Here is a 15,497-nt window from a genome sequence, read left to right on the forward strand (position 1 = left end):
CGGGCCTGCGGATGCCGGTCAGATCAGGCACAGGCACAGCCGCCAGACCCCCTGACGTCGGCCCCGGCGCTATGCTAGGCAGTGGTCCGGCAGCCCCCACCTCCGCCGGCACCTCGTCCGGTGGGCACTGCCCGAATGGACAGGCATCCGTGCCTGAAAGGGCGCATCCGGCGTGCTGTCCAAGTGCTGCGGTTACGTGGGACGGCTGTGCCGCCACGCCTGCCGATACGGCGTCCGAACTCGCGTCCCGACCGGACGGGAACCCTGCGGAGGCCGTTGATGCAGAGCGTGGGTCAGTACCGGGGCGGACGCGACAACCACGGGTTAGCGTCACCGTGGTTCCCCGACCCGTCGACGTTTCTCCCCCGAGCGTCGGGTCGGGGCGCCTGGAACCACCCGGTACGCGAGGACCGGGTTCGAGCCCTGCCCCGTGGAGGCCGCGCGTGCCGCAGATCACCTGGGGGCGCCGCGCCCCACTGTCCGTGGAGTCGGTCGGCCACGCCCTCCTGGTCCGCCTGCCTGGCCAGCAGGCCAGGCAGGCCCGGGCGTTCGCGGCGGGCCTGCTAGCCGACCCCGAGCACCGCATCGTCGTGCTGGACCTGCCCGCGGGCTCGGGCCCCTCCGATTGCCGTGCCGCCGCACACCTGCTAGCCCGGGTGCCCGGCCCGATGCGGCTGGTGTTCGGCCGTCCGCCCGCAGGCGACACCCTCTCCATCGGCACGTGGTTCTCCCGGCGGCTGGCTCGAACGGTGGTGCTCGCCGACGGACCGCTGGAAGCCGGCCGTGGCGGCAGCCTCTTCGTCCGCCCCGGTACCGGCGCGGGCTGGGTGCGGTTCACTCCCGACACCGATCCCGAGCACATCGCGCTGCGCCACCCCCGGCCCGGCTGGGAACCGCTGCTCCACGAACGCACCTGGCGGGTCGGTCGGTCCACCACGGTGGAGCCGCTTCCGGCTGGCGTGTGGCTGCACGGCCCGGGTGACGAGGATAGCTACGCCGCCCACCGGAGCCGGCTGGTCGCCGACCTTCAGCTCCATCCCGACCTGCTACCCGTCGTCGTCGGAGCTCCCGGCACGGCGCCGCCGCCGCTGGACGAGGTCGCCAGATACGTCGACAGCCTGCGGGCCGCGGTCCGCCCCGCGCTCCGCTTCTTCGGCTTCGGCCCGGCCGGGCGGGTCTCCGAGCCGCTCGGGCAGGCGCTCGCAGACGTGCTCCAGCGACCCGTCGACTGCTTCGCCGGCTTGCCCACCGGGGACTGGCACCGGCGCGAGTGCCGGCTGATCGACGCCGACGGCGTTGCCACCTGGCAGAGCTACGCCCACGAACTGCGCTTTTTGCCCCGGGCGGCGGCTGGCGACCCGGCACCCGCGCCCGTCGTCCTCAGCCACCGCGCCCCGCTGCCCGGTCTGACCGAAGTCGGCCCGGGCGTCTACTCTCTGGCGCCGGATGCGGTGGTGGAGGTGGTGCAGAGCGGACTGTGGGTGCGGGGCTCGGAGGATCCCCCCGGTGCCGCCGCCGTCCGCCGCCTGCCGCCGGACCCCGAGCGGGCCTCGGTGCTGCACAGCCTCCTTCCCGGCCCCTGCGAGCGACGGTTCCGCGAGCTCGCTCACAAGGTCCTGCTGGGCCTCGACGACGAGACCCGTGCGCTGTCGCTGCTGGTCCCCGCGCCCGCCGACGCGGTTCCCGCCCGGTACGGGCTCGCGCTCGGCAGCACCTGGGCCTCGCAAGCCCTTCCGGTGGCCAGTACAGAAGCCGTCCGACCTGCCGGACGGACCGCGGGCGAAGCGATGGGCCGCGGCCCGGAGCCCGCTCCAGCCCCGCAGACCGGTGCCGCGGAGGCCCTTTGGGGCATCGACGGGACTCCCGCGCACGGAACCGCGGTCCTCGGCACACCCGTTGCCGAGCCCACGGTATACGCCGCGTCCGTCGAGTCTGAGGCATCGCTGCCAGCTTCCGCAGGGATTCCGGCGGCAGAGCTCGTGGGGGGCCCGGTCCCGGTCCTGCCCACGGCGCCCGCGGAACCCGCTTCGAGCGTCCTCGGCACGGAGAAGGCGGCTCCGGAGGCTGCCACTGCGCCGCCGGTCCCGCCGCCCTCGGCGGCGGCGGCACCCGACCTCGTCACATCCTCGCTGCTCCTCAGCGGGGACTATGCCCTTTTCGGCGTCGCTCCCGAACCCGAGGAGAACCCCCCGTACCCGTCCCCCCGGTGGAACCCGATGCGGCGGTGGAGACTGCCGAGATCCCGCCATCCCCGTCCGAACCGCCCGCGAGGGACCTCGCACCGGCCGGGCCTGGGCCGACCTCCGCCGAGGCGACACCCGGGTTGCTCGACGCGGCCGGACTGGCCGCGCAGCCGGTGCCGGCGGCCGAGGCTTCGGCGGCGGTCGTCGCCGGCGGCCCCGAACCGCACCGCGACGAATTGCGAACGGCCCTCGGCACGGCGTTCGACTCCGCCCACAGCACGGTCCGCGAGATCATGTCCGAGATCCCCGGTCTGCGTGGAATCGGTCCCGATGCCGACAGCATCGGCGGGGCCGACGTGGACCTTGCCGCAGCCCGCCTCTACCTGATCGGCTCGATGCAGGAGTTGGACGCCCTGCTGTGCGCGGGCGCACCCGGGACCCACGTGGGCCGGGGCCGGTGCGTAACGGCCGGCCTGCGGCGCCTGCCGTCCTACCGCGGCGCTGCGTGGGCCAGGGTCTCGATCGGCGGTTCCGGCGGCGCCTGGTTCGCCGGCCGCGACACCGTCGACGACTGGGGCTGGACCACCGCGTTCACCCGGGCCGACGGCTCCGCCGAGGGCGACACCGATCTGCTCATCTGGTCGGCGACGGCGCGTCGGACCGCCGTGCTGGACCGTGACTTTCCCACCCGCGTCGTCTTCCTGCCCGGTACCCGCTTCCAAGTCCTGGACGTCCGGGAGGACGGCCCGCGCCGTACGGTGCTGCTCAGGGAGGTCGCTGTTGCCGAGCCGGACGCGCCGGGAGTCGAACCCGGAGCCCTGTCGCCCCGCGCCGCTGTCGCCGTCGCCGGACTCGACCGCGCCGCCACGGCCTGGTCCGAGGCCCCCGGTCGCCCGCCGGGCCGTCCCGCCTCGGCGCTGCCCGTCCAGATGCGGGCCCCCGGCGTCCTCCCCGGCGTCATGGATGTCCCGGCGATCGGCACGTCTATCAGCGGGTAGCGCGAGCACAGTGCGCCGCAGGGCCCGCCGATCGGGCCCCTGCGGCGGCTGCGTCGTGACGTCGGATCCGATGCCGTTTGTGCGGTCAGCTCGGGGCTGCGGGGGCCGGCGGGGGTGGGACAAGCCGGGACATCGTCCGTCGCGACCCCACGACCAGGGGATTCACCGTCCTGCCCCGGCGCTGGACCGTCGAGAGAACGCTCGGCTGGCTCATGAACCACCGCCGCCTGGCCCGCGGCTACGAAGCACACGCACACCGCTCCGAAGCCATGATCTACGTCGCGATGATCAACCTCATGACCGCAGACTCACCGGCGAGAGCACACCAACATGGCGAGGTACATGAACCACCATCAGCCCGGCAATCCAGGACTAAGAGGAGCTAACACAAAGGCAGGTGCAGGGTCTCTGGTGGCCGCCTACGATCGCCGGGTGGATCGACGCGTTCCCTCTGGACTCAGCCCCGTGGACAACCACGCCCTGCGCTGCTTCGAGCGAGGCGACGACGAGCACGTTCGAAGCATCCGGCTCCACCCCGTGCATCCCGACCAGAACCTTGCCCTGTACATCGGCCGGATCGAGGCTGCCGGATGGCACCTTGAGGAACAGAGCTTCGACGTCGACGAGCACTACCGGCGCTGCCGGATGCGCTTCGTCCGCCCAGCTGACTGATCAAGGAACGGGTTTGGAACCCGCGGTTCTCAGCACACGGCGGTAGGTGATGACGCAGCAGGCCAGCTTGAGGAAGGCCTCGTGGATGTCCCACCGGATCCGTAACCGGCGGAAGCCGTGGATCCAGGCGTTCGTCCGCTCGACAACCCATCGGACGGCGCCGAGTCCGGAGCCGTGCGGGACGCCGCGACGGGCGATCACCGGTTTGATCCCGCGTTTCCACAGCAGCCTGCGGTACTTGTCGTAGTCGTAGCCTCGGTCGGCGTAGAGCTGATCGGGGCGGTTGCGTGGCCGGCCTCTCTTGCCTCGGATGCACGGGACGCCGTCTACCAGGGGTAGTAGTTGGGTGACGTCGTGGCGGTTGCCGCCTGCCAGGGCGATGGCCAGTGGGGTTCCGTGTCCGTCGGTGGTCACGTGGTGCTTCGAGCCGGGTCGGGCGCGGTCGACCCGGCTCGGTCCCGTTTTGGGCCGCCCCGATGGGCCTGGTGGTGAGAGCCGTCGATCACCGCCCGCGACCAGTCCAGGTCACCGGCCCGGTGCAGCTCGGTCAGGAGCACCTGGTGCAGCCGGTCCCAGACCCCGGCCGCGTTCCAGTCCCGCAGCCGGCGCCAGCACGTCATGCCCGAGCCGAAGCCGAGCTCCTGCGGCAGCCACTCCCACTGGATCCCCGTGTGCAGCACGAACAAGATCCCCTGCAGACACTTGCGATCGTCCAACGGCAACCGCCCAGGGAACCGCGGACGCCGTTCACGCACCGGAAGCAGCGGCTCGATCCGCTCCCGTAGGTCATCCGCCACCAACCACGGTGGCCCCATCCCCTTCCCCACGCAATGACCAACGACGGAGCAGTGCAGGGGACATGGCCGCTGAGCGTCTTTGTGTTAGCCTCGGGCTTTCACCGGCCGGGCTCTCCACGCCTTGATCACGGCGGTGGGGGATGCCCCTGACCAGCGAAGATCGGGGCTTGCCGAGGGTCCTGCTGGGTGTGCGGAAGGAAGCACTTCCCAGGTGAAGTGGCACATCGCCCGTCTACCTGGGAGGCTCTCCCAGCGTTGCTCCCGTGACCGGCTGTGCTCGCGGCGATGAGGTCGCCCGCACGGTAAAGAACGGGACCCGGGGTGCGGACAGGGTCGTTTGCCTCGTCACCTTCATGCGCTCGACGCGGCATAGCCAACCTCGTGGAGCCGCCGCCCGGGCAGGCTGTCCGACGGGTGGTCAGGAAAGCAGAAAGTGCCTCTGACCAGCAAGAATGAGGATTGTCGAGGTCCTTGTTCCTACCACTGTCGGAGGCACTTCCCAGGTGAGTCAGCGTGGCGGGTCGTATCCGCGTGTCCGGGTCTCGGGTGGCGGTAACGGGGTGGTCTCCCAGGCCGGTTGGGTGTTGCTGGTGGAAACGATCCGCAGGTCCGGGCTCGATACCGCGATATCCGATGCGCTCGCATCGTGGCGCAAGCCCCGGGCGGTGCACGATCCGGGCAAGATCCTTCTGGATATCGCCCTGGCGGTGGCCTTGGGTGGCGACTGCCTGGCCGACGTCGGCGTGCTGCGGGCCGATCCCGGCGCGTTCGGGCCGGTCGCCTCCGATCCGACCGTCTCGCGGCTCATCGACACGCTGGCCGCGGCCGGTCCCCGGGCTCTCGCGGCGATCCGGCGGGCGCGGGCCGATGTCCGCGAACGGGTGTGGAAGCTGGCCGGGCAGGCGGCCCCGGACGCGGACGGGCACGTGATCGTGGACATCGACGGGGTGCTCGTCATCGCGCACTCCGACAAGGAGGCAGCGGCCGCGACCTGGAAGAAGACCTTCGGCCATCACCCGCTCATGGCGTTCGTCGACCACGGGGCGGCGGGGTCCGGGGAACCGATGGCGGGCCTGCTGCGGCCGGGCAACGCGGGCAGCAACACCGCCGCCGACCACATCGAGGCCGCCCGCCTCGCACTGTCCCAGCTGCCGAAGGAGTACCGGCGCGGACGGCATACCCTGGTTCGCACGGACTCCGGCGGCGGCACCCACGCGTTCGTGAACCGGGCTGCGGCGCGCGGCAGGTGGTTGTCCTACTCGGTCGGCATGACCATCACCGACCAGGTCCACCAGGCCGTTCTGCTCGTGCCGGCCACGGCCTGGACGCCGGCGGTCGAGCCCGGCGGCGAGGTCCGTGACGGCGCCTGGGTGGCCGAGCTCGCCGGAGACGTCCTCAAGGGATGGCCGCCGGGAATGCGGCTGATCGCGCGCAAGGAACGACCCCACCCGGGAGCGCAGTTGCGCTTCACCGACGCCGATGGGATGCGGCTGACCTGCTTCGGCACCAACACCACCGGCACCCCGATCGCCCAGCTGGAGCTTCGGCATCGCCAGCGGGCCCGGGCCGAGGACCGCATCCGCGCGGCCAGGGCCACCGGCCTGCGCAACCTCCCCCTGCACGAAGCCGCCCAGAATCGAGTCTGGCTGGAGATCGTCCAGCTCGCACTCGACCTGCCGGCCTGGATGCCCATGCTCGCCCTGACCGGCGACGCCCGCCGGTGGGAGCCCAAGCGCCTGCGACTACGACTGTTCTCCGCCGCCGCCCAGCTCGTCACCACCGGCCGCCGCCATTACCCCGCCTCGCCCGCCACTGGCCCTGGACCGACGTGATCACCACCGCGTTCGAACGCCTGCAAGCCCTGCCCAATCCCGGCTGACCGGCAACAACGACCACCCCGACGAGCAGCCGCACACCTTCGGAGCCGTGGAACCCGACGCCCACCCGACGCGACAGCCGGGCCACCGACACGCCCATCAGCACCCCGACAAGCCGAAACGGCCCGCCGGACAAACCGACGGACCGTCACGAAAGATCGAGGTTACTCAGGTTGAACTCGCTATGTCGGTGATCAGGCCGGTCGCGGCCAGGCAGCCGTCGATGAGCTGAGGCCGATACTGGATCTTTCGGAGGCCGCGTCTGACCGTGCGCACGAGGTGGTCGGGATCGGCGAAGGCGACGTTGGCCAGGAAGCCTCGCCGCAGCAGAGACCAAATGCCCTCGACCGGGTTGAGGTCGGGCGCGTACGCGGGCAGCTGGTAGACGGTCAGCCAGTCCTGGGCGGCGATGAACTCCTTCATCCCGGCGGCCAGGTGGGTGTTCAAGTTGTCCCAGACCAGGACGATCGGGCCGTCGAGCTGGTTGTGCGCGGCGACGATCAGGTCGCGGTAGTCGGTCCAGGCGAAGCTCTTGCGGCCCTTGCTCCGGCCCTGGCCGTCGTCCGGCCTGGGCCGGTAGATCAGCCGGGAGCGCTCACCGGCCTTGTAGCAGGTCAGGGCGGCGATCGAGACCCGTCGGCGGGAGCGGCCACGCACACGGACAACGGGTGTGCGGCCGCGGCGTCCCCAGGTGCGGGCCCGCGCCGGCGTCATCGAGACCCCGGCCTCGTCCTCGAACACCAGCCAGGCCCCGAGCGCCGCCACTAGGCTTTTACCTGCGGCCACACCTGCTTCTTCCACATCTCGACCGCCCCGTCGTCGCGCTCGACCGCCCGGCGGACCGGCTGCTGACACGACCAGCCGTTGCGCCGCATCAGCTTCCACACACCCTGGACCGTGTACGAGACGTGGAACCGCCGGCCAATCAGCGTCTTGATCCGCGCCAGCGTCCACCGCTGGTCCTCCCAGCCGTGAGCGAGCGGCCCCTTCTCCAACTCCCGCTCCAGCTGGGCGAACTGCCGCTCACCGAGCCGGGGCAGCGACTGCGGCCCCTTCGACTCCAACGCCGCCGAGCCACCGTCCCGCCAGGCCCGGCGCCACCGCTCGACCGCCCGCACCGTGACCCTCAAGTCACGGGCGATCATTCCGTTGCCGTCACCACGCTCGAACCGCTCGGCGGCATCAAGCCGCACCCGCTCCCGGCGCTGCTGTTCCTGGGCAGTGAACCCGCCCCCCTGCGCGTATCGCACGAATGAGGCATACCCACCGATCGACAGCCCTCAGCACCCACGACAAGGCGAGTTCAACCTGAGTAGCTCCTCTAAACAATGGGATGAAACGCCCTCTAATGCAGCCCAAAGGGTAAGAGAGTTGCCCTAAGTGCCACAGCATGCATCGGTTGGTGGCGTGGCGAGGCGGTCGCGACTAAGATCAACGGCGAAAAGTATAAAGGAAATGACAGGCGATGGCCGGACACGTCAGGCGATTCGATTTTGACGCCATGAGGGCGGCGGCGGAGGCTAGTTTGATGAACGACCCCATCGGGGCCGGGGGATTGGCCAGCCAATGTACCCCGCATGCGAATGCCGACAATGCGTCGGCGGAACTCTCCTCCGAGGGTAGATTCTTCTATTGCGGGTTGGCCAACCCGAGCCGAGTGGCTGCGGTGCCAATATTGCCAACCAATCTAGAATTCTAGCAGGATGCTGACCCTGTCATTCGATAGAGTCCAAAGAGCGCTTCTGGCATGGGGTGGCATGGATCGTTCGGTGTCCTGTCAATAGGGAGAGAAGGGATCGCTCCCTGACTTGAAAAATCCAATGCGCGGCAGGCTCATGCGTGACCAGGCAATGCAGGAAATTGCCAATACGTTCCCCCTTTCCTGATATTGCGCGCGGTCAGAATTTTGGCACTACCAAGCGGAGGTAAAATAATGATCACGCCAGACCCGCCTCGCTCGAATTCTTCCGAGTCGCACTCCGTTACGATAGGGCCAAGGGGAGCGGGAGACTTATCTGGCGAGATTGGATGTCTTCATCGAACTGCTGCGCGTGCGGTTGAGAGATTTATTCAACTGTCCCATCGGGTGGCTCGACGCGGCCGCTATCATCCATATTTTCTTGCTTCAGATATCGCGCTTATGTCTTGTCTTGGCGTGGCGTTGGCGGTCGCGCACCTGTGGGGCAATGTGCAATGGTGGCGATTGGCGGTACCGCTGGCCTTGATCAAATCGATCGGCTATCCGCTCTTCTTGAAGATGAAACTCAAAGTGGTTGGTACGCCTGCCCGATCATTCCTTCAGGACGTTGTTCTGTTCATTGTGCCCGGCAGTCTCGCCCTCTCCCTGGCCTTTGGCATGACCGCCCAAATCGCGACGGATTATCTCGGATTGGCCCTCCCTGTAATGCTGGCTGTCTATCGCATCGGTTGTCTGGTGGGCGGGTGTTGCTATGGGCGGCCCAGTCCGGGGGGTATCACATACGACTCCGAGCTTGTCGTAGCGGCGCGAACACGATGGCGTCGATTCGATCCTGGCCCAGCGCCCAATGAGCGGGTCCTGCCCCTACAGCTCGTCGATTCTGGCATTAATATCGTAATCGCAGCGGCGCTGTTCATGCTCGCCGCGAATGTTCCGCCTCCGGTGCCCCTGCTTCCCGCATTCCTCGGGTCCTATAGCGCAGCCCGCCTAGCGATGGAGCGCTTGCGTGGACACCGACACCGCCCCATATACGGTCCCTTGTCTGAGGCGCAATGGACAGCACTAATTGTGATCGCTGCCTCGGGCATTTGGATGGGGGTAGTAGTGTAAAATATTGCTTTCTGTGCCAGCCTGTCTACCGGGGCCAGGGGCGTTCAGGGGCGTTTCGAAGTCCTGGTGATCATGGGAAGTTATTGGTCATGACGGTATGATTCGTGGCGACTGACCCATTTCCAGGGCAACGAGGCCACGATTGACCTCGATTCGTCAGCGGTTGACGGGTCAGGTCCGCTTGAGTGGTGTATCGACACCCATTGGGTGATCCGGTTTCAGGTTAGCCTCGATCTTGCATGACGGCTCGTCAGTCTGGCTGAGCGGGCCGTTTCTGCTTGTCCGGGCTGGGGTTTCTGCCTGTCGAAATACCGAGGGCCCGGCTGTTGCGTCGGGTGGGTGGCTGCGTAGGTGAGAACTGAGAGCGGTTGTTGGCGGCTTCGGCGAGCGGCTGCGGGTCGGCCAGCCGGGGAACGTTGCCGAGAGATGAGAGCGCCGGGGGCGGTCGAGGCTGTGTCAGCGGCCTCCGGTTGTATTGCCGCGTGAGCGTCTACGAAGTGATCAAGCAGTTGCCCGAGCCCGAGACGGTGCGAGCCCGCTCGAAGGCGATGGCGATGCTGGACGCCGTCCTGAGCCCGGAGTGGCAATCGTATGAGACCCGGTGGGCTCCGGGTGAGGAGATAGCCTCGATGCGGGACGGCAGCGGGAACGACTACGTCATCGTCTTCTCTGCGACTGGGGTCTATGCCCAGGCGTGCAATCACGAGTCGCCGATCAGCGCCTACCGTGTCTCGCCGCCGACGCCGTGGCCTGGTCTGTTCGACTCGCTTGCCGAGGTTTTTCGTTCGCTTGCGCAGGAGCCCGTGTTCGAGGACAGCAGCGGTGTTCCCAGGGCCACCGTCTGTCTATGGCGGGAGCGCACGGACTGCGCGTGGAGATGCGGCGACGTCCTCGTCCCTGACTGGGCGTTTCATCCGTGATTCCAAGGCTCATGTTCCGCGCCAGGTCGGGGTGGACTCTCCGGTGAGTCGGCAGGTCATGAGGTTGATCATCGCGACGTGGACCATGGCTTCGGAGCGGGCCGGGAGGGCTTCGTAGTCGCGGGCGAGTCGGCGGTGGTTCATGAGCCAGCCGAAGCTCCGCTCGACGACCCAGCGACGGGGCTGGACGACGAATCCCCTGGTCGCGGGGTCACGGCGGACGATCTCGACGTCGATGCCCAAGGCTGCGCCGTGTTCGACGACGGTGTTCTTGTAGCCCATGTCGGCCCAGGCCTTGCTGATACCGGGGTGGTGGGTGGCGACCGTGGTCAGGAGCTGTCGGCCGGCGGCGTTGTCCTGGACGCTCGCGGCGGTGACCAGCACGACCAGGAGCAGGCCGATCGTGTCGGTGACGATGTTTCGCTTCCTGCCCGCGATCTAATGGGCGCCAGTTGCACGATCGGAGCCCCGCTCGTTGCCGGCCGCCGGCGTCAGCACAACGTCCTCCCACGATCCGGGCCCGCGAGCCCTCAAAGAAGACTGACGTGCGCTGGCGCTCGCCGCCGACGACGAGCGCCACCCCTTGATGACCGATGATCATCATGGTTCAAGCCTCCTGTGGGGACCACCTCCTACGTGATCGGGAGCCACCAGCTCCGTTCGAGACTGAGGGCCCCGCAGGTCGCTGGGGTCATGAACGGCTAATCGGATGTCGGGCCACCGAGCCCTTCCATTAGAGAGACGCATGCCCTGCACGGCTTCGACCAGCCCAAACGCAGGAAGCAGATGAGAGAACTGGAGCAAGTGAGAGTGTTCTGCGGCATCGACTGGGCCAGCGACCACCACGACATAGCCATCGTCGACGAATCGGGTGCGCTCAAGGCCCGGGCCCGCATCGACGACAGCGCCGAAGGCCTGAACGAGCTTCTCCGGATGCTCGCCGAACACGGCGACACAGCGGAGAACCCGATCCCGGTGGCCATCGAGACCTCGCACGGCCTCCTGGTTGCCGCGTTGCGCGCGACCGGCCGCGCTGTGTACGCGATCAACCCCATGGCCGCGGCGCGCTACCGCGAGCGCCGGACCGTCGCGCGCAAGAAGTCGGACCACCTGGACGCCTTAGAACTCCTAACGAAATGATCTCCAAGGTGATTGGATCACTCCGGGACTGACGATCCGGGGGTTGGAGTGGCTCGGCCGAAGCCGTGGGAAGTCGATCACGAGCTGTGGGCGGTGATCGATCGGCTGCTACCGAAGGTGGCGCGTCGGCCCCGGCACCCCGGGCGAAAGCGGCATCCGGACCGGTTGGTGTTCCAGGGCATCCTGTTCGTCCTGCACACCGGGATCGCCTGGGAGCATCTGCCGCAGGAACTCGGCTTTGGCTCGGGCATGACCTGCTGGCGCCGCCTGGCCGAGTGGACCGAGGCTGGAGTCTGGCCCCGACTGCACGAGGTCCTTCTGGCCAAGCTTCGCAGCGTGAACGCCCTGGACTTCTCCCGGGCCGCCGTCGACGGCTCCCACATACGGGCATTGAAAGGGGATCAAAGACGGGACGAAGCCCTGTTGACCGGGGTAGGACGGGCAGCAAGCATCACCTGATCGCCGATGCCACCGGTATCCCGCTCGCCGCCACCTTGACCGGCGGCAACCGCAACGACGTCACCCAGCTGATCCCGCTGCTTCAGGCGGTGCCGCCGGTGAGGGGCAAGCGAGGCCGGCCCCGGCGCCGCCCGGACGTGGTGCTGGGCGACCGCGGCTACGACCACGACAAGTACCGCCGCCTCGTCCGGGATCTCGGCGTGAAGCCGCTGATCGCCCGCCGGAGCACCGAGCACGGCTCGGGCCTGGGCACGCAACGCTGGGTCGTTGAACGAGCATTCGCCCACCTGCACTGGTTCCGCCGCCTGCGGATCCGCTGGGAGATCCGCGACGACATCCACGAAGCCTTCCTCGCCCTCGGATGCGTACTGATCTGCTGGCGCCGCCTGAACTCCCGATAGAAGTTCAAGACAGGCACGGCCAACGTTTATGGCCCGGTGGCCGACCTCAGGTCGGCTTGCGCCATACGGAGACGTGCTTCGCGGAGTCCTGGGTGAACGGGGCCCCGTCCCAGTCCGCAACGCGACGTTCCAGTTCGAGCCCAGCGATCCGCGCCATCAGGTCGAGCTCGGCCGGCCAGGCGTACCGGTGCCGGGAGTTTTCGCGGCGGTAGTGGCCGTCGTCGCCGTCGCGGGTGAAGTGGTGCGAGACGAGCATCTGCTCGACCAGGTCGAAGGTGTCGAAGCCGAGATGCTGCTGAGAGACGTCGAACGGCACCGCGACCTGGCCGGGCGGCAGGAGCCGCAGCGGCGGCACACCCAGCTCGATGACGAACCGACCGCCGGGCTCCAGATGCCGTGCGGCGTTGCGGAAGCACTTGACCTGCTCGTCCTGAGTGAGCAGGTTCGTGATGGTGTTGTAGACGAGATAGACCAGGGTGAACCCGCCGGGAACGACCGTGGTGGCCATGTCCCCGATGACTACCGGGAGCGTGTCCTCGTCGATCTTGCGCCGCAGCACCGCTGCCATGTGCTCGGACAGTTCGATGCCCACCACCGGCACGCCGCGTTCCCGGAGCGGGACTCCCACCCGTCCGGTTCCGATGGCGAGCTCCAGCGCCCGGCCGTCTCCGGCGAGCTCGGCCAGGAAGGCGAGGGTCGGTCCGAGAACGGCAGCCGAAGACGCCTCGGCCTCCTCGGCGTCGTAGCGGTCGGCGGTCGCGCGGGTCCACACTTCACTGCTCGTCACGGGTGGCCACTGTGCCGCGTGCCGAGGGGCGCTGTCGACGCATTTACGTTCTCCGCGGCGCAGCGTGCACCGCCCACAACTCGTCGTCGCCTTGCAAGGGCTTCGGCCGAACCGCCCCGCACCCCGAATCATCAATCCCGAAGTGATCCAACCACCTTGGAGGTCATTTCGTTAGGAGTTCTTAGTGCTGGCGAACATTCTCCGCACCGACGCCGACGCCCACCGGCAGCTGCCCGCCGACAGCGAGCTCGTCCAGGCCGTCGCCGTGCTCGCCCGTGCCCAGCAGAACGCGGTCTGGGACCGCACCCAGGCCGGCAACAAGCTGACATCGCACCTGCGTCAGTACTTCCCCGGTTACCTGGCGGCCGTCGGCCACCGACGCGAAGGGATGTTCCACCCGATCGCCCGCGTCCTCCTCGCCGCGGCACCGACTCCGCAGCAGGCCGCCAAGCTCACCCGGACCCAGCTGCGGGCCCTGCTGAAGAAGGCTGGCCGCAAGAACACGATCGACGCTGAGGCCGAGCGCCTACACGCCGCGCTCAGGACGCCGCAGATGCGCCAACTCCCTTTGGTTGAAGAGGCCATGGGCAGGCAAGCCAGCGCACTGCTGCGTCAGCTGGACGCCGCCTGCATCAGCGCCGACGACCTCGCCGAAGCCACCACCGAGGCCTTCGAGGAGCACCCTGACGCTGCGATCATCACCAGCTTCCCCGGCCTCGGCCCCCTCAGCGGCGCCCGCGTCCTGGCCGAGATCGGAGACGACCGCTCCCGCTTCGCCGACGCCAGGGGCATGAAGGCATACGCAGGCGCGGCCCCCATCACCAGGGCCTCCGGCAAGAGCACGGTAGTCATGGCCCGCAGAGTCAAGAACCAGCGACTGGCCGGGGCCGGCTACATGTGGGCCTTCTCAGCCATGGCCCACTCGACCGGAGCCCGGGCACACTACGACCGCCGCCGTGAAGCCGGCGACCGCCACACCGCAGCCCAGCGCAACCTCTTCAGCCGCATGATCGGCTGCCTCCACCACTGCCTCACCCGGCGCACGAACTTCAACGAGGACATCGCCTTCCCCGCGCCACGAGAAGTCCAGCTGTCCCTCGCAGCTTGACGACTCTTCCGCATCGGATGTCTTCTTGCCGACATCGGCGCCCTGACTCACGGCGGGGACGTTGGTCGAGGTCTTCACGCTCTGCGAGTCGAGAATGCAGGCCGTTGGCTCTGGATCGCGGCCTTCTGCGGTGCGGAGCAAGCGCCGGAGGAGGCCGTTGAGCTGCTCGAACACTCCCTCGCGCTGCCACTTGGCGAAGTAGGCGTAGACGGTCTCCCAGGGCGGGTAGTCGTGTGGGAGGTAACGCCAGGGGATGCCGGTGCGGTCGACGTAGAGGATCGCGTCGAGGAGGTCGCGCAGGTCGTGCTCGGGTGGCCGGCCGAAGGCGAGGGCGCGGGCGGTACGTTCCTGGCGCCAGGCGGTGAGGGTGGGCTCGACCAGGGACCAGCGGGCGTCGGACAGGTCGCTCGGATACGGTCGACGATCCGTCATGATGACGGCATACTGCGGGATTGCCGTTCTGCCCATAGGCCGCGGCGATGGCGGGACAAGTACACACAGGCCCGGCTTCCTGGGATGAGACAGGAGGAAGCTCGCAGTTCAGGCGGTGGTCCGTGTGCAGGCGACACTCCTGCTGGTCACCGTCTCACCAGCCCCGGCAGACACACCGTCGAGTGAACCGTAAAACGCCGCAATCCATTGCCTATAAGGGCAAAACACCCAGTAAGGGCTGTCCCGTAACCGCAGCAGGCTGAGGGTCACGCAGTATCCGGGTCGGTGCCGATGGCGCCAGCGGAGCGAAGCGATCGCCCGAGGTCTCCGGTGAGGATGCGGGGGTGTCGCCGCCACCACCACAGGTCGGGGCCCGGCAGCCTGTGGAACTGGTCGAGTGCTTGGCCGTCGTCGTCGACGGTCGCGGCCCTGTACCGATCGTCCAGGGCTTTGATCTGGGGAGTCCAGAGCTGGACGATGTGTTCGTCCAGGAGGATCCACGCCTCGTGGAGCCAGTTTCGGCAATAGAGGTCGTTGGTGTACTCGTAGACGTCGTCGTCGTCTGGTCGTCGCTGTCGGCCGACCCCTGCCCGGCAACCGGAACGACTGCAAGGCCTGGGAGGAATCCGGCGCCAAGGACGCGGTCGGCCGGACCACGACGATCGCCGACGGCGGCTACCCGGGCACTGGCCTGGTCATCCCGCACCGCCGACCCAAGGGCGGCGAGCTCACCGAGTGGCAAGCCGAGCACAACCGCGAACACAAACAGGTCCGCGCCCGCGTCGAGCACGTCTTCGCCCGAATGAAGACCTGGAAGATCCTCCGCGACTGCCGCCTCAAGGGCGACGGCGTCCACCACGCCATGCTCGGCATCGCCCGCCTGCACAACCTCCTCCAGGCCGCGTGAGGCGGGC

General features: G+C 68.4%; 10 protein-coding genes and 7 pseudogenes. 11 read left to right on the forward strand and 6 right to left on the reverse strand.

Translation table 11 applies throughout. The features are described 5' to 3' along the window. The first annotated feature begins 443 nt into the window (after window positions 1–443). The 4 genes and pseudogenes from BX266_RS38125 (at window position 444) to BX266_RS27170 (ending at window position 3,853) form a co-directional block, all read left to right on the forward strand. On the forward strand, window positions 444–2,570 hold the full coding sequence (locus BX266_RS38125) for a hypothetical protein (RefSeq protein ID WP_147437107.1): 2,127 nt from the start codon (window positions 444–446) through the stop codon (window positions 2,568–2,570). After that, window positions 2,540–3,181: a hypothetical protein gene (locus BX266_RS27160; RefSeq protein ID WP_147437108.1), complete on the forward strand. Its 642-nt coding sequence runs from the start codon at window positions 2,540–2,542 to the stop codon at window positions 3,179–3,181. The genes BX266_RS38125 and BX266_RS27160 overlap by 31 nt, the downstream gene beginning before the upstream one ends. 116 nt (window positions 3,182–3,297) lie before the next feature. Beyond that, window positions 3,298–3,527: pseudogene (locus BX266_RS27165) on the forward strand (transposase); the annotation flags it as partial. A 119-nt stretch (window positions 3,528–3,646) separates the two neighbouring features. Continuing rightward, window positions 3,647–3,853 carry a hypothetical protein gene (locus BX266_RS27170; RefSeq protein ID WP_099904024.1) on the forward strand — a complete coding sequence of 69 codons (207 nt, stop codon included), beginning with the start codon at window positions 3,647–3,649 and terminating at the stop codon, window positions 3,851–3,853. Here the strand turns inward: BX266_RS27170 and BX266_RS27175 are convergent. Beyond that, a protein-coding gene (locus BX266_RS27175) for an IS5 family transposase (RefSeq protein ID WP_399170549.1) occupies window positions 3,854–4,668 on the reverse strand; the annotation gives its coding sequence in 2 pieces (ribosomal slippage) (window positions 3,854–4,341 and window positions 4,341–4,668; 816 coding nt in all). Between the two features lie 485 nt (window positions 4,669–5,153). Between BX266_RS27175 and BX266_RS27180 the strand changes: the two are divergent. Next, window positions 5,154–6,529, forward strand: a pseudogene (locus BX266_RS27180) (IS1380 family transposase). Window positions 6,530–6,695: 166 nt separating this feature from the next. On the opposite strand, the gene BX266_RS27185 reads toward BX266_RS27180, so the two are convergent. Together BX266_RS27185 and BX266_RS27190 are read right to left on the reverse strand one after the other, a co-directional pair. Then, complete coding sequence (locus tag BX266_RS27185) at window positions 6,696–7,292, reverse strand: transposase (protein ID WP_399170552.1); 597 nt, start codon at window positions 7,290–7,292, stop codon at window positions 6,696–6,698. Continuing rightward, window positions 7,292–7,777, reverse strand: a complete 486-nt coding sequence (locus BX266_RS27190; protein ID WP_099904030.1) for a winged helix-turn-helix domain-containing protein — start codon at window positions 7,775–7,777, stop codon at window positions 7,292–7,294. The genes BX266_RS27185 and BX266_RS27190 overlap by 1 nt, the downstream gene beginning before the upstream one ends. A gap of 1,106 nt (window positions 7,778–8,883) precedes the next feature. Between BX266_RS27190 and BX266_RS41235 the strand changes: the two genes are divergently transcribed. Both BX266_RS41235 and BX266_RS27200 read left to right on the forward strand, forming a co-directional pair. Further along, window positions 8,884–9,336 carry a prolipoprotein diacylglyceryl transferase family protein gene (locus BX266_RS41235; protein WP_399171311.1) on the forward strand — a complete coding sequence of 151 codons (453 nt, stop codon included), beginning with the start codon at window positions 8,884–8,886 and terminating at the stop codon, window positions 9,334–9,336. A gap of 482 nt (window positions 9,337–9,818) precedes the next feature. Then, window positions 9,819–10,256 carry a hypothetical protein gene (locus tag BX266_RS27200; RefSeq protein WP_099904035.1) on the forward strand — a complete coding sequence of 146 codons (438 nt, stop codon included), beginning with the start codon at window positions 9,819–9,821 and terminating at the stop codon, window positions 10,254–10,256. A 9-nt stretch (window positions 10,257–10,265) separates the two neighbouring features. Here BX266_RS27200 and BX266_RS27205 read toward each other — a convergent pair. Further along, window positions 10,266–10,694: pseudogene (locus tag BX266_RS27205) on the reverse strand (transposase); the annotation flags it as partial. A gap of 348 nt (window positions 10,695–11,042) precedes the next feature. Between BX266_RS27205 and BX266_RS27210 the strand changes: the two are divergent. After that, window positions 11,043–11,384: pseudogene (locus BX266_RS27210) on the forward strand (transposase); the annotation flags it as partial. A gap of 60 nt (window positions 11,385–11,444) precedes the next feature. Then, window positions 11,445–12,256 (forward strand): IS5 family transposase gene (locus BX266_RS27215; protein WP_259464871.1). Its coding sequence is split into 2 segments (ribosomal slippage): window positions 11,445–11,771 and window positions 11,774–12,256, totalling 810 coding nucleotides; the frame shifts between segments, so codons are not numbered across the junction. A gap of 46 nt (window positions 12,257–12,302) precedes the next feature. Here the strand turns inward: BX266_RS27215 and BX266_RS27220 are convergent. Further along, window positions 12,303–13,043: a class I SAM-dependent methyltransferase gene (locus BX266_RS27220; RefSeq protein WP_099904039.1), complete on the reverse strand. Its 741-nt coding sequence runs from the start codon at window positions 13,041–13,043 to the stop codon at window positions 12,303–12,305. Between the two features lie 181 nt (window positions 13,044–13,224). Here BX266_RS27220 and BX266_RS27225 point away from each other — a divergent pair. Further along, window positions 13,225–14,151: pseudogene (locus tag BX266_RS27225) on the forward strand (transposase); the annotation flags it as partial. Between the two features lie 21 nt (window positions 14,152–14,172). On the opposite strand, the pseudogene BX266_RS27230 reads toward BX266_RS27225, so the two are convergent. Next, a pseudogene (locus tag BX266_RS27230) lies at window positions 14,173–14,583 on the reverse strand (transposase); the annotation flags it as partial. Window positions 14,584–15,142: 559 nt separating this feature from the next. On the opposite strand from BX266_RS27230, the pseudogene BX266_RS27240 reads away from it, so the two are divergent. Continuing rightward, window positions 15,143–15,490, forward strand: a pseudogene (locus tag BX266_RS27240) (transposase family protein); the annotation flags it as partial. Window positions 15,491–15,497 lie beyond the last annotated feature (7 nt).

The sequence above is a fragment of the Streptomyces sp. TLI_171 genome, from assembly GCF_003610255.1.
Classification (GTDB): Bacteria; Actinomycetota; Actinomycetes; order Streptomycetales; family Streptomycetaceae; genus Kitasatospora.

What these genes read in the sequence shown, in the direction of transcription:
- BX266_RS41235 (WP_399171311.1), top strand. Translation starts at nt 8,884, where the DNA reads ATGACCGCCCAAATCGCGACGGATTATCTCGGATTGGCCCTCCCTGTA.